The sequence below is a fragment of the Conexibacter sp. JCM 18997 genome (genome assembly GCF_055391915.1).
On record NZ_AP043885.1, the window covers coordinates 4,024,899 to 4,043,032 of the forward strand.

Here is an 18,134-nt window from a genome sequence, read left to right on the forward strand (position 1 = left end):
TTGCGGATCGCCACGCGCGCCAGCGCGCTCGCGCTGGCCCAGGCGCGTCATGTGGCCGAGCTGTTCGCCCCCACCCACCCCGGCGCGGAGCTGGTCGAGATCGTGACCACCGGCGACCGCCACCGCGACGTCGACGACAAGCGCGAGTGGGTCCTGGAGATCGAGGAGGCGCTGGAGCGCGGCCAGGCCGACCTGGCCGTGCACTCGGCCAAGGACGTCCCGGCCGAGCTGCCCGAGGGGTTCGCGCTGGCCGGCGCGCCCCGGCGGGCCGATCCGTGGGACGCGCTGTGCGGCGCCCCGTCGCTGGCCGCGCTGCCCGAGGGCGCGCGCGTGGGCACGTCGAGCCTGCGCCGCACCGCGGCGCTGAAGGCGGCGCGACCGGACCTCGAGGTGGTGCCGCTGCGCGGGAACGTCGACACGCGCCTGCGCAAGCTGGCCGACGGCGAGGCCGACGCGATCGTGCTGGCGCTGGCCGGCCTGCAGCGCCTGGGCCGCGAGGACGCGGTCGGCTGCGTGCTGACCGACGTCGTGCCCGCCCCCGGCCAGGGCACGCTGCTGCTCGAGACGCGCCTGGCCGACGGCTCGATGCGCGAGGCCGCCGCGGCGATCACCGATCACGCGACCCTGCGGGCGCTGACCTGCGAGCGGGCGGTGGTGCGCGCGCTGGGCGCCGACTGCCACACGCCGATGGGCGCGCACGCGACGACCGACGGCGAGACGCTCACGCTGCGGGTGTTCGTCGGGCGCGTGGACGGCAGCGAGTGGCTGCGCGACGAGCTCAGCGGCGCCGATCCCGAGGCGCTCGGCGTCGAGGTGGCGCAGCGGCTGCTCGCGGCCGGCGCGCAGGAGCTGCTGGCGCCGTGAGCGGCCGCGTCTACCTGATCGGCGCCGGACCCGGCGACCCCGGCCTGCTGACCGTCCGCGCCCGCGAGCTGCTGGATCAGGCCGACGTGATCCTGACCGACAAGCTCGTGCCGCCCGGCATCTACGACGGGCTCAGCGCCGAGGTGATCGACGTCGGCAAGATCGGCGGCGGCGACCAGGTGCCCCAGGCGGAGACCAACCGGCTGCTGCTCGAGCACGCGCGGGCCGGGAAGCTCGTCGCGCGGGTCAAGGGCGGCGACCCGTTCGTGTTCGGCCGCGGCGGCGAGGAGGCCCAGGTGCTGCGCGCCGCGGGCATCGCGTTCGAGGTGGTGCCCGGCGTGACCGCCGGCGTCGCGGCGGCCGCCTACGCCGGCATCCCGGTGACCCAGCGCGGGATCGCCCCCGCGGTCGCGTTCGTGACCGGGCACGAGGATCCGGCCAAGCCGGAGACGCAGATCGACTGGCCCGCGCTGGCCGGCTTCCCCGGCACGCTGGTGTTCTACATGGGCGTCAAGGCGCTGCCGCGGATCGCCCACAAGCTGATCGAACAGGGCCGCCCGGCCGACGAGCCCGCCGCCGTCATCCAGCGCGGCACGCTGGGCGACCAGCGCGTCGTCGTCTCCACGCTGGAGAAGATCGCCGACGACGCGCTGACGGCCGGCATCCGCCCGCCGTCGATCACGGTCATCGGCGCGGTCGCCGCGCTGGGCCGCGAGCTGGCCTGGCTGGGCGACGCGCGCCCGCTGGGCAACCTGACCGTGGCCGTGACCCGGGCCCGGGCGCAGGCCAGCGCCCTGGCCGGGCGGCTGCGCGCGCTGGGCGCGACCGTCGTCGAGGCGCCCGCCATCGCCATCGAGCCGCTGCCCGTGACCGTGCCCGACCTGACCGGCTACGACCTGCTCTGCGTGACCAGCCCCAACGGCGCCACCCGGCTGCTGGAGGAGGTGCGCGACGCGCGCGAGCTGGCCGGGCCGGTGATCGCCGCGATCGGCCCCGGCACCGCGCGCGCCCTGCGCGACGGGGGCATCGAAGCCGACATCGTGCCGCCGCGCAGCGTGGCCGAGTCGCTGGTGGAGACGCTGGCCGAGGTGCCGGTCAGGCGCGCGCTGATCGCCCGGGCCGAGGAGGCGCGCGACGTGCTGCCCACGGCCCTGGAGGCGCGCGGCGCCCAGGTCGACATCCTCGCGCTGTACCGCACGATCAGCGCCCCCTTGGACGAGCGCGCCCGCACCGCGGTCGACAGCGCCGACTACGTGACCTTCACGTCGGCCTCGGCCGTGCGCAACGTGCTGGAGGCCGGCGCGACGTTGGTCGGCCCGCGGCTCGTCTCGATCGGCCCGGCCACCAGCGCGATGCTGCGCGAGCACGGCCATCCGCCGCACGTGGAGGCCGAGGAGCACACGCCTGACGGCCTCGTCGAGGCGCTTCTGGCCGACGTCGCCGGCGCATCGGGTTAGCCGCGCCCCGTTCGCGGGGTACCGGGACGCCATGTCGATTCGGGCTCTCCTGTCTGCCGCCGCGGCCGCAGCCACCCTCGCCGCCGTCGTTCCCGCGGCCGATGCCGCCATCGTGGTCGGCGACAACATCAACGGCGCCAGGCCGGGCATGACGCTCGGCCAGCTGAAGAAGGCGTGGGGCAAGCCCTCCGACGTCGCCCGCTCCGGTGGGAAGCTGGTCACCGCCGACTGGGCGAAGTCCAAGCTCTACGCGATGTTCAACCTGACCGCGCAGACCGCGCGCACGGTCTCCACCCAGTCGCCCAAGCAGAAGACGGCCGAGGGCATCCACGTCGGCTCGACCGCCGCCGCGGTGGCCGCGGCGTATCCGACCGCCGACTGCGACGCGCGCACGTGCTTCCTCTACGTCGACGCCGGGATCTCGACCGGGTTCAACTTCACCAAGGGCAAGGTCGACTCGATCGCGCTCGTCGGGCCGTGAGCGCAAGTCCGTATCGTCGCCGGCATGCTGCTTCGGCGTGCCGGCTTGGCGGTGCTGGTCCTCAGCCAGGGATCCCTGGCGCTGTGGGCGTTGCTCGCGCCCCGCGCGTTCTATGACGACTTTCCCGGCGGCGGGCGCTCGTGGGTCTCGCCGCTGGGTCCCTACGACGAGCACCTGGTCCGCGACGTCGGCGCGCTCTCGCTGGCGCTGACCGTCGTGCTGCTGGCCGCGGCGATCCGGCCCGAGCGCGTGCTGCGGCTCGTCGCCGCGTTGAGCTTCGTGGCCTGGTCGCTGCCCCACTTCGTCTTCCACCTGACCGCCGACGGGGCGCTGGCCACGGGCGACCGCATCGCCAGCGAGACCGGCGAGGCGCTGACCGTGGCGATCGCGCTCGCCCTGGCCGTGGACGCGCTCAGAGCACCTGATTGATCAGGCCGGCGACGACGAGCACCGCCACGACGACGAGGATCGTCACGGGCAGCGAGGCGTTGAGGAACACGCCCGCGACGATGCCCGCCAGCAGACCCAACGCCACCGCGACGACCACCAGCTCGACCGTGTCGCTGCGCTGCATTCCGCGCAGCCTATGGGCTCAGCCGTCGGTCGGTGGCTCCTCGCCCTCGCGCGGGATGCCGGGCATCGCCTCCTCGCCGTGGACCTGGCCCTCGCCGTCGGGATCGGCGTCGGGCACGCCGAGCGGGTCGGGCTCGGGGGCGTCGGGGTCGGGCAGGCCGGACAGCGCGTCGGATTCGTCAGCAGACATGGCCCGCGAACTACCCTTCGCGCGCGTGTTCGTCACCTTCGCCAGCGACTACGGCCACCAGGACGAGTTCGTCGGGGTCTGCCACGGGGTGCTGGCCCAGCTGGCCCCCGAGGCCCGCGTGCTCGACGTCACCCACGGGATCCCGCGCCACGACGTCCGCTTCGGGGCGATCGTGCTGCGCAACGCGCTGCCGTTCATGCCCGCGGGCGTGCACCTGGCCGTCGTCGATCCCGAGGTCGGCGGGCACCGCCGGGCGATCGCCGTGCGCTGCGCCGACGAGGAGCACCTGTTGGTCGGTCCCGACAACGGCCTGCTGCGGCTGGCCGCCGAGCGCTTCGGCGGCCTGGTCGAAGCGGTCGACATCGGCCAGTCGCGCTGGCGCCTGGAGCCCGTGTCGGCCACGTTCCACGGCCGCGACGTGTTCGCCCCGGTGGCCGCCGCGCTGGCCCGCGGCGAGGAGCTGGCCGGGTGCGGCGAGCCGCTGGCCGTCGAGGAGCTGGCCGAGCTGCACCTGCCCAGCGCGCGACGCGAGGGTGACGAGCTGGTCACGCACGCGCTGGTCGCCGACCGCTTCGGCAACGTGATCCTCGACGCCGACCACGCCGACGTGACCGCCGTCGGCGCGCGCATCGGCGACGAGCTGGAGATCGTCAGCGCCGGACGCACGCTGCGCGCCCGCTTCGCCGGCACGTTCGCCGACGTGGCGCCGGGCGCGCTGCTGGTCTACGAGGACGCCCAGCACCAGCTGGCGCTGGCCATCAACCGCGGCTCGGCGGCCGACGATCTCGACGTGGGCCGCGACGCCGAGCTGCGCGTGCGCCGGACGCCCCGATGAGCGCGCTGGGCCGGCCGCGGCTGCACCTGCGCAGCGTCGACTCGACGAACGCGCGGGCCCGCACCCTGGCCGCCGCGGGCGCCCCCCACGGGACGCTGGTCACCGCGCATGAGCAGCTGGCCGGCCGCGGGCGCCAGGGCCGCTCGTGGGCGGCGCCGCCGGGTCGGGCGCTGATCGCCTCGCTGGTGCTGCGCGATCCTCCGCCGCTGCTGCCCCTGGCCGCCGCGGCCGCCGTGGCCGAGATCGCCGGCCCGGGCGCGCTGGTCAAATGGCCCAACGACGTGCTGGTGGGCACGCCGGCCACCAGGAAGGTCGCCGGGATCCTGGCCGAGGGGCGGCCGCAGGAGGGCTGGGCGGTGCTGGGCATCGGGCTGAACGTCGCGGTGCGCCCGCAGGACCTCCCCACGGAGCTGCGCGAGCGTGCGGGCTCGCTGGAGCGCGCGCCCGACGAGCTGGAGGACGTGCTCGACGAGCTGCTGCGCGCGCTCGAGCGCTGGCTGCCGGCCGACACCGGCGCGGTGCTCGACGCGGTCCGTGCGCGCGACGCGCTGCTGGGCCGACGCGTGCGCTGGGCCGACGGTGAGGGGGTGGGAGCCGGGCTGGACGACGGCGGGCGTCTGCTGGTCGAGCGCGCGGACGGTGCGCGCGTGGCGCTCGATGCGGGGGAGATCCACCTGTTGGGTCGCTAGGGTCTCGGTCGCACACGGGTCGCCCAAGGAGAGACGGATGAGGACTGCAGGGAAGCTGCTGACCGGCGCGGTCGTCGCGCTGTTGATCGCCACGGCACCGGCCGTGGCCGCCCCCCGACCGAGCTCGCCGCAGATGACGAGCAAGACCGTGTCCGACACGGTCCTGGCCACCGAGTTCCTGCGCATCCTCAAGGCCAAGGACCAGGACGCGCTGGCCCGCTTCCTCTCGCCGCAGCTGCTCCTGCAGCGTCCCGACGGGACCTTCCTGACGCGCGACCAGTACCTGCTGAACCCCGCCCGGGTCGACGACTTCACGCTGAGCGACGTGGTCGGCACCCGCACCGGCGACGTGCGCGTGATCCGCTACACGGTCACCGCGGTGCAGTTCATCGACGGCCAGCAGGTCACGCAGGATCCGGTCCCGCGCATCTCGACCTACGTCTACCGCGGCGGCGCCTGGCGCCTGGTGGCGCACGCGAACTTCGCCGCCGTGCCCAAGCCCGCGGCCTGATGCGGCGTCTGATCGGCAGCCTCGTCGCGGCGCTCGTCCTGAGCGGCGCGGTGACCGCGACGACGCACGCCGCCACGCCGCCCAGCTCGCCGGAGATGGCCCAACGCGCCGTGTCCAGCGAGCGGCTCGCGGCCGAGCTCCTGCGCATCAACATGGCCGGCGACGCGGTTGCGCTCGAGCGCTTCCTGGCGCCCGCCTTCCTGATCCAGCGCTCCGACGGCACCTTCCTGACCAAGGCGCAGTACCTGACGCGCCCGTCGAAGATCGACGCCTACCAGCTGTCCGACGTGCACGGCCGGCACACCGGCAACGTGCGGGTGGTGCGCTACACGCTGGTGGCCACGATCGAGATCGACGGCAAGGAGATCGCCCAGGATCCCGCGCCGCGGCTGTCGACCTTCGTGTGGCGTGACGGCGCCTGGCGGCTGCTGATGCACGCGAACTTCGCCGCGATCCCCAAGTAGACGATGATGGGCCCATGGCGCACCGGCTCGCCGAGCGCTGGGAGATCGTCGCGGGCCTGGGTGACGGCGCGATGGGGTCGGTGTCGCGCGGGCGCGACGTGCAGACCGGAGCGCCGGTAGCGGTCAAGCGGCTGCTCGACGTGCGCCACGCGGCGCGCTTCGAGATCGAGGCGCGGCTGCTGATGCGGCTGCGCCACCCGCGCGTCGTCCGGGTGCTGGCGGCGTTCTCCGAGGAGGGCGACCGCTACCTGGTCATGGACCTGGTCGACGGCGAGGACCTGCGTTCGCGGATCCTGGCCGCGGGCGGCGGCCTGCCCTGGAGCGAGGCGGTCACGCGCACCGTCGAGCTGTGCGAGGCGCTGCAGTACGTGCACGACGCGCACGTGGTGCACCGCGACGTCAAGCCGTCCAACGTCGTCGTCGGGCCGGCGGGCGCGGTGCTGGTCGACTTCGGGGTGGCCCGCGACCTCGATGTCGACGGGACCGCGACGCAGGCGGTCGGGACGCCGCGCTACATGGCGCCCGAGGTCAGCGCAGGCGGCGCGCCGTCACCCCGCAGCGACGTGTACGGCGCCGCGGCGACGCTGTTCGCGCTGCTCACGGGGCACGCGGTCGAGTACGGCGACCTGGCCGTCTCGGTGCCCGGCGTGCCGGCGCACGTGACCGACGCGCTGCGCGCCGGGCTGGCCCTGGATCCCTCGCGCCGGGCGCCGTCGGCCGCGGCCTTCGCGGCGCTGCTCGGCGTGACCACCCAGCCCGAGCGGGGCGAGCCGCTGGTGGCCAGCGTCCCGCACGCGCGCCGTTCGCGCCCGGTGCTGGAGGCCGTGGCCCGGGCCGCCGCGGGGATCTTCGACGCCGCCGCGGCGTCGATCGCCCTGGAGCAGCCCGACGGCGCCCTGCGCTTCGAGGCGGCGTGGGGCGCGGGCGCCGACGAGATCGTCGGCGTGCGCCTGGACGCGGGCGCGGGGATCGCGGGCAGCGTCGCCGTCAGCGGACGGTCGCAGGCCATCGCCGACTGCCGGTCCGACGCGCGCTTCGCCGCGGCGGTCGCGGCCGGCACCGGCTACGTGCCGCACACGCTGCTGGCCGTGCCGCTGCGCCTGGACGGGCGCACGATCGGCGTCCTCGAGCTGCTGGACCGGCGCGACGGCCAGCCCTATCGCGACGCCGACGCGCCGCGGGCCGAGCATCTGGCCACCGTCGCGGCCGTCGCCCTCGGCGAGACCGAGGGCGGGACGATCGGGATCTAGACGGCCTCGGTCGGCTTCTTGCGGGGCGCGCGCTTGGGCTTGGGCGCGGGTGCTTCCGCTTCGGCAGCAGCAGCGGCCTTGTCGGCCTCGATCTGCGCCTTCGTGCGCCGCGTGCGCTTGGGCTTGGGGGCCTCCTCGACGACCTCCGCCGCAGCAGCAGCCTTGTCGGCCTCGATCTGCGCCTTGGTCCGCCGCGTGCGCTTGGGCTTGGGCTCCTCGGCGAGGACTTCGGCCTGGGCGACGACGTTGGTCTCGGCCTCGGGCTTCTTGCGCGGTGCCCGGGTGCGCTTCGGCTTGGGCGTCTCGGCTTCCGGCTCGGGCTCGGTTTCCGGCTCAGGCTCCGACTCCGGCTCGACCGGCGCCTCGACCACGACCGGCTCGCTCCTGCGGCGCCGGGGCGCGCGGCGCCGACGCGGCTTGGGCGCGGTCTCGGCCGGCTCGGCGTCGTCGAGTCCTTCGCCGTCCTCGTCGATCAGCGCCGTCGGACGGTGCAGCAGCGCGGCGGCCGCGGCGACCGACTCGGCCGCGGCCTCCTCGTCGAACTCCGCCGCCTCGGCCGCGGAGATCTCGACCTCGGCGACCTCGAGGTCGTCGGCGTCCCCGTCATCGTCGTCGTCCAGCAGCTCGATGTCGGTGGTCTCCAGCAACTCGACCTCGACCGCGGCCTCCTCGCCCGTGCGCTTCTTGCGGCGCGATCCGCGCGTGCGCTTCTTGGGGAAGTTGCGCAGCAGGTCGCGGGCCAGCGAGTTGGGCTTGCGGGCCATGCGCGTGCGGGCACCGCGCAGGACCTCCTCGGCCTCGGGCGTGTGGGCCAGCGCGGCGGCCAGCAGCGCCGCGCTCAGGCGGCGATCCTGCTTGCGCGTGGCGTGCACCAGCCGGCGGGCGTTGCGGGCGTGCGCGCCGCCCGACGAGTTGACCAGCAGCCCGAGCAGGCGCTTGGTCTCGGGCCAGCGCTGGGCGGCGTACTCCTCGTGCACGTCGCGGGTGTACTCGGCCAGGCGCCAGATCCAGGCGTTGGCCTGGTCACGACGGCCGATGCGCTTCTCGGCCAGCGCCTGCAGGCAGACCTTGACCGCCTCGCGACGCTCCTCGCGCGACCAACCGCCGATCTCGTCGATGGCCAGGTCGAAGGCCTCGGCGTCCTTGGCCGCGGCGATCTCCTGCAGCGCGCGGATGCGCAGCTGCGAGGACTTGTTGCGCTGCACGGCGGTGAGCAGGAAGCGGCGCTTGAGCTCGCCGGACTTGTCGAAGTGCAGCATCGCCCGGGCCCGGCGCCAGCCGCTGGGCTGGACGCGGGCGCCGGCCAGCGCCGCCCACACGTGCTGCTCGCCCCAGTCGAGGTGCTCGACGGCGATGCGCCACAGCTCGCGCTCGAAGACCTGCGCGCGCCGGTCGGGATCGGCCGTGACGGGCAGCACGCGGCGCTCGACGCGCACGCGCCGTCCGCGCCCGCGGCGCACCGGGCCGACGACGATCGCGCCGCCGCGGTAGACGTCGCGATCGAGCAGCGAGTGCAGCGTGATGACCGGGTCGTCGTGCTTGGTCGCGGGATGGACGAAGTCGACGACGACGCCGGACTCCTTGCCCGGATGGCGGCGCGTGACGCGGCCTACCCGCTGCTGGTAGATGCGCTTGGACGCGGTCGGCGCCAGGTGCATGCAGACCGTGGCGCGCGGCGAGTTCCAGCCCTCGGCCAGCAGCTGCGCGTTGACCAGCACGTCGATCTCGCCCTGCTCGTAGCGGGCCAGGATGTCGGCCAGCTCGCGCTTGGGCGTCTCGCCGGAGACGGCCATCGCCTTCAGGCCCTCGTCGCGGAAGGCCTCGGCGACGTTGTAGGCGTGGCGCACGCCGGCGGTGTAGACGACGCCGGGCACGTTGTTGAAGCGCGTCTTGTAGAGGTTGGCGATGGCCAGGTTGAAGGGCAGCTGGTCCAGCAGCTCGGCCAGCATCTCCTGGTCGAACTCGACGTCGACCTCGCCGCGGCGCAGCGGCACCTTGGCGATCGAGCGCACGCCCGCGCCCGGCGGGATGCGGATGCCGCGCAGCGGGGCGATCACGCCGCGCCGGGCCGCCTGGGCCAGGTCGAAGCGCGAGGTCTGCGTGGGGAACAGGTCGGTGACGTGGCGGGCGATCAGCGCGCCCGTGGCGGTCATGCCAACGAAGATCGGGCCGGTCCACTCGCGGATCGCCTCCGACGTCTTCTCGCCCAGCGCGGTGTGGGCCTCGTCGCAGATGACGACGGTGTAGGCCGAGGAGATCTTGCCCGCGTTGCGCACGAACCACTGGTAGGTCTCGACGGTGACCGGGCCGGTGGCCGGCCCCGGCTCGCCCTGCATCAGCGGGCGGTGGATGCGGTCCTGGTAGCCGCGATCCTTGAGCTCACCGAGGAACTGGTCGACCAGGTTGCGGCGGTGGGTGAGGATCAGCGTGCCGCCCGTGCGCGAGGCCTCGACGAAGCCCAGCGCGGCGACGGTCTTGCCGGCGCCCGTGGCGTGCTCGAACCAGAAGCGCTTGTGCGCGTTGGGATCCTCGGGCGCCTCGCCGAGCTGCTCGTCGTCGCCGGCCGCCTCGGGCTCGTCCCAGTCCTGGGGCTCCTCGTCGTCGGGCAGCTCCTCGTCGATCTCCTCCTCGCCGGGCACCGCGGAGGAGCCCTCGAAAGCGTCCTCGGCCGGCGGGGCGGCGACGGGCGGGGCGATCGCGGCATGCCCGTTGCCGTTCGGGGCGGGCGCCGGCGCCGCCTGGGCGGCGGCCAGCAGCGCGGTCAGCGTGCCGGAGAGCGCGTCGACCTGGTGGGGGTTGAGCAGCGTGCCGTCGGCCAGGTGCGGCTCGTCCTCGCTGAGCAGGCGCTCGAGGCCGAGCAGCAGCGAGTAAGCGCGGCGCCACTCGGTCGACGGCGCGTCCAGGCCCTGGGCCAGCTCGGCCAGCGCCGCGTCGAGCGCCCGCCGGCGTGCGCTCCCGGGACCCAGTGCGACGACGGGGTCCTCGCCCTCGTGGACGAAGCGCTCGCGGGTGAACCTCTCAGCCTGAGCAATGTCCGTGGGCGACGGAAGGGGAGCGGCCGCGACGACCGCCGCTGGCGTGGAATCAGCCATGCTGGCTCGAACGAAATGGAGATGGGAGTCGCGATCGAAACGAAACGGCTCGCGACCCGAGGTGCCGGGACCCACCCGGACTTGCAGCGAAGGCTGACTTCCCAGTCGGCCCCTCGCGACGGGTAGCCGCCAGTCTATCGCATGGCCGGATGGAGCGGCTGGTCGGCCGATCACGCTGCTGGCCCGTTAGCTTGAGGGCGTGCGCAAGCTCGTCTTCGCCGTCATCGGCCTGGGTCTCGTGGCCGTCGTGGTCATCGGACTCACGCAGAGCAAGGGGAGCAACGACAAGCCCCAGAGCTCGACCGTCTCCGCCGCGGAGGCCCGCGCGTCGCTGGCGGGGTCGCCGGCGCCGCTGGCCGCGCTGCACGAGCAGGCCAACCAACTGCTCGATGGCGGCAGCGACGCCTTCGAGGCGCGCCTGAAGGAACTGAAGGGCCACCCGGTCGTGGTCAACGGCTGGGCCTCGTGGTGCGGCCCGTGCCGAGCCGAGTTCCCCTACCTGCAGAACCTGTCGGTCTCCCAGGGCAAGCAGGTCGCGTTCATCGGCCTGGACTCCGAGGACGTCCACGACGACGCGCTGAGCTTCCTCAAGGAGTTCCCGGTCAGCTATCCCAGCTACGAGCTGCCCCGCATTCCGACGAAGGACTTCGGCGCCATCCGGGGCCTGCCGTTCATGCTCTTCTACGACGCCCAGGGCAAGCTCCAGTACGTGCACCAGGGCGGCTACGCGTCGCAGGAGCAGCTGGCCTCCGACATCCAGCGCTACGCCGTCGGCGCCGATGCCTGAGGTCCGCGTCGACGCGCTGACCGGACTGCGGACGATCGTCGCCACCGACCGGGCGACGCGCCCCGGCGGGGAGCTGCGCGCCCAGGCCGCGCCGCCGCTGGACGCCGAGGCCGACCCGTTCCTGGAGGGTCACGAGGACCGCACCCCGCCCGAGCTGACCGCGCAGCGCGTCGACGGCAGCGCGCCGGACACGCCGGGCTGGCTCGTGCGCGTGGTGCCCAACCGGTACCCGGCGCTGGATCCGCAGGCCCCGCAGCCGCCGCCGGAGTCCGCGCCCGACCTGTTCAGCGCCGCGGCCGCCACCGGCCACCACGAGGTGATCGTCAACGCCCCGCAGGCCGCGACCACGCTGCTGGAGCTCGGTCCCGAGCAGCTGACCCGGGCGATGACCATGTGGCGCGCGCGCATGGCCCACCACGTGGCCGGCGGCGCCGCCTGCGTGCACCTGCTGGTCAACGAGGGCGCGGTGGCCGGTGCGTCGCTGCCCCACACCCACGCGCAGCTGTACGCGCTGCCCTTCGTCCCCGCGGCCATCGCGCGCGAACGCGAGCGCTTCGGGGCCCACGCGCTGCGCACGATGGGCGGCAACCTGCTCGGCGACCTCGTGCAGGAGGAGGTGCGCCGGCGCGAGCGGATCGTGGCCATCGACGACGAGGCCGTCTGCCTGGCGCCCTACGCCAGCCGCGTGCCCTACCAGCTGATGATCGCCCCGCGCCGCCCGACGGCGCGCTTCGAGGACGACGGCCCGCTGGCCGCGGCGCTGCTGCACGACGTGCTGGGCCGCCTGGCCCGAGCGCTCGGCGCCAGCCCGCCGCTGAACCTGTGGGTGCGCACCGCGCCCGCGGGCGCCGACCAGTTCGGCTGGCGCATCGACGTGCTCCCCCGGCTGACCCACCTCGCCGGCCTGGAGCTGGGCACGGGCGTGAACCTGAACGTCGTCGCGCCCGAGCGGGCGGCCGCGCAGCTGCGCGACGCCTGAGCCGGCGCGATGATCGAGGTCCTGCTCGTCGCCGGCCTGATCGCCGGTTCGATCGCCGCGGGCATCCTGGCCGAGCCGCGCCTGGCCGACGGCGGGCGCCCGATCGCCAGCGCGCTGTCGAAGGTGATCCTGTGGGGGTTCATCCCGGTCATCTACTTCTTCGTCGTCGCCCGCCTGCACCTCACGGTCGGCGTCGGCGCCGGCGCGCTGCTGGGCTACCTGGAGCTGACGATCGTCGGCCTCGTGGCCTGGGTGGTCTGCCGCCGGGTGCTGCACCTGTCCCAGCCCCAGACCGGCGCGGTCCTGCTCTGCGTGATCCTGGCCAACACGGGCTACCTCGGGCTCCCGCTGGTCACCGCGCTCCTGGGCAGCGACCAGCTCGGCTTCGCCGTCGCCTACGACTCCGCCGTGTCGGCGCCGATGTTCCTGATCGTCGCGATGACGATCGGCGCCGTGATGGGCACGCACGACAGCGGGTCGCGCCGCGACGTGATCGTCAGCCTGGTGCGCAACCCGCCGCTGATCGCGGTGATCGCCGGTCTGCTGGCGCCCAACGCGCTGGCACCCGACCTGCTGCTGGACGTGGCCCACGCCTGCGTCTACGCGATCATCCCGCTGGGCTTCTTCATCGTCGGCCTCGCGCTGGGCGCGGAGTCCGAGGACGGCGCGCTGACCTTCCCGCCCGCGCTCAGCGCCCCCGTGCTCCTGGCGCTCGGCCTGCGTCTGATCGCCGCGCCGCTGCTGATGATCGGCCTGTCCGCGCTGATCATCGACGTCCCCGACGCCTACCTGCTGCAGGCCGCCATGCCCTGCGGGGCGAACGCCGTGGTGGTCGCCCACCTGTACGGCCTGGACCTGAAGATCGCCTCGTCCGCCGTGGCCTGGTCGACGATGATCGTGCTCGTGACCGCCGTCGTCGTCGCCCCGTTCCTCCTATGAGGGCCCTCGTCCAGCGGGTCACGCGCGCGGCCGTGCGCGTGGATGGCCAGACGACCGGCGCGATCGGCCCAGGCCTGCTGGTGCTGCTCGGGGTCGGGCACGACGACGACGAGGCGACGGCCGACAAGCTCGCGGCCAAGGTGCGGGCGCTGCGCGTCTTCGCCGACGCCGAGGGGCGCATGAACGAGGCCCTGGGCCAGCGCGAGGTGCTCTGCGTGAGCCAGTTCACGCTGATGGCCGACACCCGTCGCGGCAACCGCCCGAGCTTCGTCGACGCGGCCGAGCCGACGCGCGCCAACGCCCTGTACGAGCGCGTCTGCGCGGCCCTCGGCGCCCAGCGCGGCGTGTTCGGCGCGCACATGGAGGTCGAGCTGGTCAACGACGGTCCGGTGACGATTCTCCTCGACGTCACGTAGCCTGCGCCGCACATGCCACCTGAACCACGCGTCGTTCCCCGATTCGCCGCCGAGCCGCCCCAGGAGGTCGCTCCCTACGGGCGCTGGGCCGAGACCCTCGCCGCGGAGCTGCGCGGCGCGATCGACGTCGACTTCGGCGAGATCGCCTGGTACCCCGATCGGACCTGGCACGGGCGCACCTACGTGCCGGCCATCGCCCGCACCGCCGACGGCGAGGAGGTCTTCGGCGTCGTCTCCTACCGCCCCGCCGAGGACGACGGCGAGCCCTCGGGCATGCGCGCCGTGGCCGGCGTCTCCGAGGAGATCGCGGAGAACAACCCCGACTGGACCCTCGACCTGTGCGACGAGGTCGTCGGCGGCTGGCGGGGCGAGCACGGCCAGGTCGCGGCGATGACGCTCGTGTGGGGCACGCCGCTGGTCCGCGGCGGCGCCGTGGCCACCGCGGAGCTGGCCGATCTGGCCGTCGATCAGTGCACCTTGAGCGCTGAGGGGCGGTTCACTCTGCTGGCCCCGGACGACTACGGCGGAGACCTCCTGGACATCAAGCTGTTCAACGCCGCGGGCCGCGAGCTGGCGCGCGAATCGCTCTATGCGGACGACGACGACGGCGACGAGGACGAAAGCTGAACGGGGTTCAAATGCGCGGTTTCGCAGGCATTTCGCGCCTGCGGTGAACCAAAGCGTTCATGTTTGGACCTTCGGTATAGCGCTGCCGATGCGCGGAGGGAGTACCGTGTCGGCCACTTGGGAGGCTCTCTCCACGCCCGCATGTCGGGATTCGTCCCCGGCAGGGGCGCCCTAAACCCCCTGGAGGAGGTTTACTCAGTTGAGCAAGATCCGTAGGGCCCTCGCGGCCCTCATGCTGGTCGCCGTCTCGGCGCTGGTGTTCGCTGCCTGTGGCAGCGACAACAGCTCTGACACGTCCACCAGCGCGGCCGCCGGCACCACGAGTGGTGCCGCGACCGATGCCGCCACCGAAGACAGTGGCGGCACGACGGGTGGCACGCTTCGCGTGGACTACACGTCGAGCCCGGACTACATGGATCCGGCGCTGTCCTACACGCAGGAGGGCTGGACCGCCCTCTGGAACGTGTACACCCCGCTGCTGACGTACAAGCACGCGGAAGGCGCCGAAGGCGCCACGCTGATCCCGGGCCTCGCGGAAGCGCTGCCCGAGGTCTCCGAGGACGGTCTCACGTACAAGCTGAAGCTGCGTGACGGCCTGACGTACTCCGACGGCACGCCGGTCAAGGCGTCGGACTTCGAGCACACGATCAAGCGCGTGCTCAACCTGGAGTCGGGTGGCTCGTCCTTCTACCTGCCGATCGTCGGCGCGGAGGACTACGTCAAGAAGGGCGATCCCGATGGCGACATCAAGGGCATCGTCACCGACGACAAGACCGGCGACATCACGATCAAGCTGACCGACAAGGTCGGGTCGTTCGACTACGTGCTGGCGATGGACTTCGCCGGCCTGGTGCCGTCGTCCACGCCGTTCAAGAACATGACCACGGATCCGCCCCCGGGCGTCGGTCCGTACAAGATCACGAAGTCGGTGCCCAACCGCGGCATCACGCTGGAGAAGAACGCCGACTTCGAGAAGTTCGCCATTCCGGAGATCCCCCTCGGCAACCTCGACACGATCGACATCACGATCGTGAAGAACCAGCAGCGCCAGGTCGACGACGTCCTGCGCAACGAGGTGGACTACCTGCAGGATCCGCCGCCCGCCGACCGTCTGCGCGAGGTCGAGGATCAGGCCAAGGGTCGTTTCGAGAAGTACGTCACCAACTCGACGTACTACATCTTCCTCAACAACGACATCGCGCCGTTCGACGACGAGAAGGTTCGTCAGGCGGTCAACTACGGCATCGACAAGCGCGCCCTGGCGCGCATCTTCGGTGGCCTGTTGGCGCCGTCGTGCAACTTCCTGCCCCCGGGCATGAAGGGCTACGAGAAGGTCGAGCCGTGCCCCTACGGTGATCCGAACGAGGCGCCGGACCTGGAGAAGGCCAAGGCCCTCATCAAGGAGGCCGGCGCCGAAGGTGCTCCGGTCACCGTGTTCGGCAATGACGAGGACCCGTCCAAGCCGGTCACCGAGTACATCGCTGACGCGATGAACCAGATCGGTCTGAAGGCGACGCCCAAGATCGTCGAGGGCTCGGTCTACTTCCAGACCATCGGCAACCAGAAGACGAAGGCCCAGGCCGGCTTCGCCAACTGGTTCCAGGACTTCCCGCACCCGGCGAACTTCATGTTCCTGGTCAACGGGGCGTCCATCCAGGAGACGAACAACCAGAACTTCGGGAACGTGAACGATCCCGAGGTCAACAAGCTGATCGACTCCTCGGATGCCAACCCGGATCTGGATGCCGTCGCGCCGGACTACGCGAAGGCCGACAAGCTGGTCGTCGACCACGCGTACATCGCGCCGTATGGCAACCGCGAGCTGACCAAGCTCGTCTCGGACAAGGTGGACTTCGCGTCTTACGTGGCCCACCCGGTCTACAACGGCGACTTCTCGCTTCTGAAGCTGAAGTAGCCGCGTGACGTTTCGGGGGGTGTCCATCTGGACACCCCCCACTCGTCTCCTACGACACCTTTTCTCATGGCTAGCACCGACTCCGCCGAAGTTGGCTTCTCCACCGATCTCCCTCCCGAGATCGCTGCCGAGGAGCGCAAGGCCGCAGCGGGTACCGGGCCGTGGCGCATCGCGCTGCGCCGTCTGCTTCGCAACAAGGTCGCCCTCGCTTTCGGCGTCCTCTTCCTGTTGCTGGTACTCGTCTCGCTCGCCGCGCCCCTGTACGCCGACCACGTGGCGCACACCACCCCCTTCAAGAACAACATCACCGGCACGATCAACATCGGCGGTGAGGAGCGCAACGTCGTCGACTACGACGGCACGCCGACCGGCCCGACGTGGCACGGCGAGTACTTCCTCGGCGCCGATCGCAACGGCCGCGACGTGATGGTCCGCCTGCTCTACGGCGGGCGCAACTCGCTGCTGATCGGCATCGGCGCCTCCGTCCTGACCATGATCTTCGCCACGATCTTCGGCCTGCTGGCCGGCTTCTTCGGCGGCTGGATCGACTGGATCATCTCGCGCGTGTTCGACGTGATGTGGGCCTTCCCGGTGATCCTGCTCGGCGTCGCCCTCGGCGTCTCGCTGAACCTCGGCGGCCTGTCGCTCGGGCCGCTGCACCTCGAGGGCGGCTCGCTGTGGATCCCGACGTTCATCATCGGGATCTCCTACGTCGTGTACCTGGCCCGACCGATCCGCGGCCAGGTCCTGGCCCTGCGCGAGAAGGAGTTCATCGAGGCCGCGCGCGCCCAGGGCATGGGTCCGTGGCGGATCATGTTCACCGAGCTGCTGCCAAACCTGGCCTCGACGCTGCTGGTCTTCTTCCCGTTGATCGTGGCCAACGCGGTCCTGCTGGAGGCGGCGCTGTCGTTCCTGGGCGCCGGCGTCCAGCCGCCCGAGCCGTCCTGGGGCGTGATGATCTCCGACGGCATCGAGCTGCTCACCTCCGCGCCCTGGCTGACCATCGCGCCGGGCGTCATGCTCGTGCTCACCGTCCTCTCGCTGAACATCTTCGGCGAGGGCGTGCGTGACGCGCTCGATCCCCGCGCCAAGATTCGGCTGGATCACTGATGGCCCGGTTCATTCTCCGCCGCCTGATCGGCATGGTGCTCGTGCTGTTCGCCGTGTCGATCCTGACGTTCCTGATCTTCAACGTCATCCCCAACGGCGACCCCGCCGTGCGCATGGCGGGCAAGAACTCGACGCCCGTGCAGATCGAGGCGATCCGCCGGCAGTGGCACTTCAACGACAGCCTGCCGCAGCAGTACGTCTACATGATGAAGCAGGTCTTCACCGGCGAGCTCGTCTCCTACAGCGACCAGACGAACGTCTGGCAGCAGATCAAGATGGGGCTGCCGCGGACCTTCGCGCTGGCCATCGGCGCGGCCATCATCTGGATGGTCCTGGGCATCGCCCTGGGTCTGTACAGCGCGGTCAGCGCGGGGAGGTTCTCCGATCGAATACTGACCGTGCTCGCGCTGATCGGCGTCTCGATGCCGGTCTTCTGGGTCGGCGCGCTGATGACCTACTACCTGGGCTACAAGCTCGGCTGGTTCCCCAACGGCGGATACGAGGAGATCGCGGCCAGCGGCCTGTGGCAGTGGTTCTACCACCTGATCCTGCCCTGGACGGCGTTGGCCATCCTGTTCATCGGCGTGTACTCGCGCATCGTGCGGTCCAACGTCCTGGACACGATCAACGACGACTACGTGCGCACCGCGCGGGCCAAGGGCATCTCCGAGTGGCGCGTGCTCACGCGCCACGTGCTGCGCAACTCGCTGATCCCGGTGATCACCCTGTGGGGCCTGGACTTCGGCCTGGTCATCGCCGGCGGCGCCGTGCTGACCGAGTCGGTCTTCGACCTGCAGGGCGTCGGCCAGTACTTCGCCGAGGCGATCGGGCGGCTGGACGTGCCGCCGGTGCTCGCCGTGACGCTGCTGGGCGCCTGCTTCATCGTGATCCTGAACACCTTCGTCGACATCGTCTACGCGCTGCTCGACCCCCGAATCCGCTTGGGAAGCTGAAC

At 72.4% G+C, this 18,134-nt stretch carries 20 protein-coding genes; 17 read left to right on the top strand and 3 right to left on the bottom strand.

Features of this window, described 5'->3' with window-relative positions; translation table 11 throughout:
• Genes hemC through ACZ5UI_RS20265 form a run of 4 tightly spaced genes read left to right on the top strand, consistent with a single transcriptional unit; the run spans position 1 to position 3,231 of the window.
• Positions 1-864: a hydroxymethylbilane synthase gene (hemC, locus tag ACZ5UI_RS20250; protein ID WP_464190356.1), complete on the top strand. Its 864-nt coding sequence runs from the start codon at positions 1-3 to the stop codon at positions 862-864.
• Positions 861-2,321, top strand: a complete 1,461-nt coding sequence (gene cobA, locus ACZ5UI_RS20255) for a uroporphyrinogen-III C-methyltransferase (protein WP_464190358.1) — start codon at positions 861-863, stop codon at positions 2,319-2,321. The genes hemC and cobA overlap by 4 nt, the downstream gene beginning before the upstream one ends.
• Before the next feature lie 31 nt (positions 2,322-2,352).
• Complete coding sequence (locus ACZ5UI_RS20260; RefSeq protein WP_464190360.1) at positions 2,353-2,802, top strand: hypothetical protein; 450 nt, start codon at positions 2,353-2,355, stop codon at positions 2,800-2,802.
• A 24-nt stretch (positions 2,803-2,826) separates the two neighbouring features.
• Complete coding sequence (locus ACZ5UI_RS20265; RefSeq protein WP_464190363.1) at positions 2,827-3,231, top strand: hypothetical protein; 405 nt, start codon at positions 2,827-2,829, stop codon at positions 3,229-3,231.
• On the opposite strand, the gene ACZ5UI_RS20270 is transcribed toward ACZ5UI_RS20265, so the two are convergent.
• Together ACZ5UI_RS20270 and ACZ5UI_RS20275 are read right to left on the bottom strand one after the other, a co-directional pair.
• A complete protein-coding gene (locus ACZ5UI_RS20270; protein WP_464190365.1) occupies positions 3,215-3,376 on the bottom strand; it encodes a hypothetical protein in 162 nt (53 codons plus the stop codon). The genes ACZ5UI_RS20265 and ACZ5UI_RS20270 overlap by 17 nt on opposite strands.
• An 18-nt stretch (positions 3,377-3,394) precedes the next feature.
• Positions 3,395-3,565 (bottom strand): hypothetical protein, encoded by a 171-nt coding sequence (locus ACZ5UI_RS20275; protein ID WP_464190367.1) that lies wholly within the window; start codon positions 3,563-3,565, stop codon positions 3,395-3,397.
• A gap of 25 nt (positions 3,566-3,590) precedes the next feature.
• On the opposite strand from ACZ5UI_RS20275, the gene ACZ5UI_RS20280 reads away from it, so the two are divergent.
• The 5 genes from ACZ5UI_RS20280 to ACZ5UI_RS20300 are packed head-to-tail and all read left to right on the top strand — an operon-like array spanning position 3,591 to position 7,314.
• A complete protein-coding gene (locus ACZ5UI_RS20280; RefSeq protein WP_464190369.1) occupies positions 3,591-4,400 on the top strand; it encodes an SAM hydrolase/SAM-dependent halogenase family protein in 810 nt (269 codons plus the stop codon).
• The gene (locus ACZ5UI_RS20285; protein WP_464190371.1) at positions 4,397-5,089 is read left to right on the top strand and encodes a biotin--[acetyl-CoA-carboxylase] ligase; all 693 of its coding nucleotides are present in this window, start codon (positions 4,397-4,399) and stop codon (positions 5,087-5,089) included. The genes ACZ5UI_RS20280 and ACZ5UI_RS20285 overlap by 4 nt, the downstream gene beginning before the upstream one ends.
• 37 nt (positions 5,090-5,126) lie before the next feature.
• The gene (locus tag ACZ5UI_RS20290; RefSeq protein ID WP_464190372.1) at positions 5,127-5,600 is read left to right on the top strand and encodes a nuclear transport factor 2 family protein; all 474 of its coding nucleotides are present in this window, start codon (positions 5,127-5,129) and stop codon (positions 5,598-5,600) included.
• The gene (locus tag ACZ5UI_RS20295; RefSeq protein ID WP_464190374.1) at positions 5,600-6,064 is read left to right on the top strand and encodes a nuclear transport factor 2 family protein; all 465 of its coding nucleotides are present in this window, start codon (positions 5,600-5,602) and stop codon (positions 6,062-6,064) included. The genes ACZ5UI_RS20290 and ACZ5UI_RS20295 overlap by 1 nt, the downstream gene beginning before the upstream one ends.
• A gap of 14 nt (positions 6,065-6,078) precedes the next feature.
• A complete protein-coding gene (locus tag ACZ5UI_RS20300) occupies positions 6,079-7,314 on the top strand; it encodes a protein kinase domain-containing protein (RefSeq protein WP_464190376.1) in 1,236 nt (411 codons plus the stop codon).
• Here the strand turns inward: ACZ5UI_RS20300 and ACZ5UI_RS20305 are convergent.
• Positions 7,311-10,406: a DEAD/DEAH box helicase gene (locus ACZ5UI_RS20305; RefSeq protein WP_464190378.1), complete on the bottom strand. Its 3,096-nt coding sequence runs from the start codon at positions 10,404-10,406 to the stop codon at positions 7,311-7,313. The genes ACZ5UI_RS20300 and ACZ5UI_RS20305 overlap by 4 nt on opposite strands.
• A 199-nt stretch (positions 10,407-10,605) precedes the next feature.
• On the opposite strand from ACZ5UI_RS20305, the gene ACZ5UI_RS20310 reads away from it, so the two are divergent.
• The 8 genes from ACZ5UI_RS20310 (at position 10,606) to ACZ5UI_RS20345 (ending at position 18,132) form a co-directional block, all read left to right on the top strand.
• A complete protein-coding gene (locus tag ACZ5UI_RS20310) occupies positions 10,606-11,193 on the top strand; it encodes a TlpA family protein disulfide reductase (RefSeq protein WP_464190380.1) in 588 nt (195 codons plus the stop codon).
• On the top strand, positions 11,186-12,172 hold the full coding sequence (locus ACZ5UI_RS20315) for a galactose-1-phosphate uridylyltransferase (RefSeq protein ID WP_464190382.1): 987 nt from the start codon (positions 11,186-11,188) through the stop codon (positions 12,170-12,172). Before ACZ5UI_RS20310 ends, ACZ5UI_RS20315 begins: the two co-directional genes overlap by 8 nt.
• Before the next feature lie 9 nt (positions 12,173-12,181).
• Complete coding sequence (locus ACZ5UI_RS20320) at positions 12,182-13,111, top strand: AEC family transporter (RefSeq protein ID WP_464190384.1); 930 nt, start codon at positions 12,182-12,184, stop codon at positions 13,109-13,111.
• Positions 13,108-13,527 (top strand): D-aminoacyl-tRNA deacylase, encoded by a 420-nt coding sequence (gene dtd, locus ACZ5UI_RS20325; protein ID WP_464190386.1) that lies wholly within the window; start codon positions 13,108-13,110, stop codon positions 13,525-13,527. The genes ACZ5UI_RS20320 and dtd overlap by 4 nt, the downstream gene beginning before the upstream one ends.
• Positions 13,528-13,539: 12 nt before the next feature.
• Positions 13,540-14,154 (top strand): hypothetical protein, encoded by a 615-nt coding sequence (locus ACZ5UI_RS20330; protein WP_464190388.1) that lies wholly within the window; start codon positions 13,540-13,542, stop codon positions 14,152-14,154.
• A gap of 232 nt (positions 14,155-14,386) precedes the next feature.
• Positions 14,387-16,069, top strand: coding sequence for an ABC transporter substrate-binding protein (locus tag ACZ5UI_RS20335; RefSeq protein WP_464190390.1), 1,683 nt, complete (start codon positions 14,387-14,389; stop codon positions 16,067-16,069).
• Between the two features lie 66 nt (positions 16,070-16,135).
• On the top strand, positions 16,136-17,179 hold the full coding sequence (locus ACZ5UI_RS20340; RefSeq protein WP_464190392.1) for an ABC transporter permease: 1,044 nt from the start codon (positions 16,136-16,138) through the stop codon (positions 17,177-17,179).
• Positions 17,179-18,132: an ABC transporter permease gene (locus ACZ5UI_RS20345; RefSeq protein ID WP_464190394.1), complete on the top strand. Its 954-nt coding sequence runs from the start codon at positions 17,179-17,181 to the stop codon at positions 18,130-18,132. Before ACZ5UI_RS20340 ends, ACZ5UI_RS20345 begins: the two co-directional genes overlap by 1 nt.
• Positions 18,133-18,134: the final 2 nt, after the last annotated feature.

Bases quoted from the DNA above. Each gene is read 5' to 3' on its own strand.
- ACZ5UI_RS20290 (WP_464190372.1), top strand. From the start codon at position 5,127: ATGAGGACTGCAGGGAAGCTGCTGACCGGCGCGGTCGTCGCGCTGTTG.
- ACZ5UI_RS20265 (WP_464190363.1), top strand. From the start codon at position 2,827: ATGCTGCTTCGGCGTGCCGGCTTGGCGGTGCTGGTCCTCAGCCAGGGA.
- ACZ5UI_RS20270 (WP_464190365.1), bottom strand. From the start codon at position 3,376: ATGCAGCGCAGCGACACGGTCGAGCTGGTGGTCGTCGCGGTGGCGTTG.
- ACZ5UI_RS20315 (WP_464190382.1), top strand. From the start codon at position 11,186: ATGCCTGAGGTCCGCGTCGACGCGCTGACCGGACTGCGGACGATCGTC.
- ACZ5UI_RS20335 (WP_464190390.1), top strand. From the start codon at position 14,387: ATGCTGGTCGCCGTCTCGGCGCTGGTGTTCGCTGCCTGTGGCAGCGAC.
- ACZ5UI_RS20285 (WP_464190371.1), top strand. From the start codon at position 4,397: ATGAGCGCGCTGGGCCGGCCGCGGCTGCACCTGCGCAGCGTCGACTCG.
- ACZ5UI_RS20260 (WP_464190360.1), top strand. From the start codon at position 2,353: ATGTCGATTCGGGCTCTCCTGTCTGCCGCCGCGGCCGCAGCCACCCTC.
- dtd (WP_464190386.1), top strand. From the start codon at position 13,108: ATGAGGGCCCTCGTCCAGCGGGTCACGCGCGCGGCCGTGCGCGTGGAT.
- ACZ5UI_RS20275 (WP_464190367.1), bottom strand. From the start codon at position 3,565: ATGTCTGCTGACGAATCCGACGCGCTGTCCGGCCTGCCCGACCCCGAC.
- ACZ5UI_RS20305 (WP_464190378.1), bottom strand. From the start codon at position 10,406: ATGGCTGATTCCACGCCAGCGGCGGTCGTCGCGGCCGCTCCCCTTCCG.
- ACZ5UI_RS20330 (WP_464190388.1), top strand. From the start codon at position 13,540: ATGCCACCTGAACCACGCGTCGTTCCCCGATTCGCCGCCGAGCCGCCC.
- ACZ5UI_RS20295 (WP_464190374.1), top strand. From the start codon at position 5,600: ATGCGGCGTCTGATCGGCAGCCTCGTCGCGGCGCTCGTCCTGAGCGGC.
- ACZ5UI_RS20340 (WP_464190392.1), top strand. From the start codon at position 16,136: ATGGCTAGCACCGACTCCGCCGAAGTTGGCTTCTCCACCGATCTCCCT.
- ACZ5UI_RS20320 (WP_464190384.1), top strand. From the start codon at position 12,182: ATGATCGAGGTCCTGCTCGTCGCCGGCCTGATCGCCGGTTCGATCGCC.
- ACZ5UI_RS20300 (WP_464190376.1), top strand. From the start codon at position 6,079: ATGGCGCACCGGCTCGCCGAGCGCTGGGAGATCGTCGCGGGCCTGGGT.
- ACZ5UI_RS20345 (WP_464190394.1), top strand. From the start codon at position 17,179: ATGGCCCGGTTCATTCTCCGCCGCCTGATCGGCATGGTGCTCGTGCTG.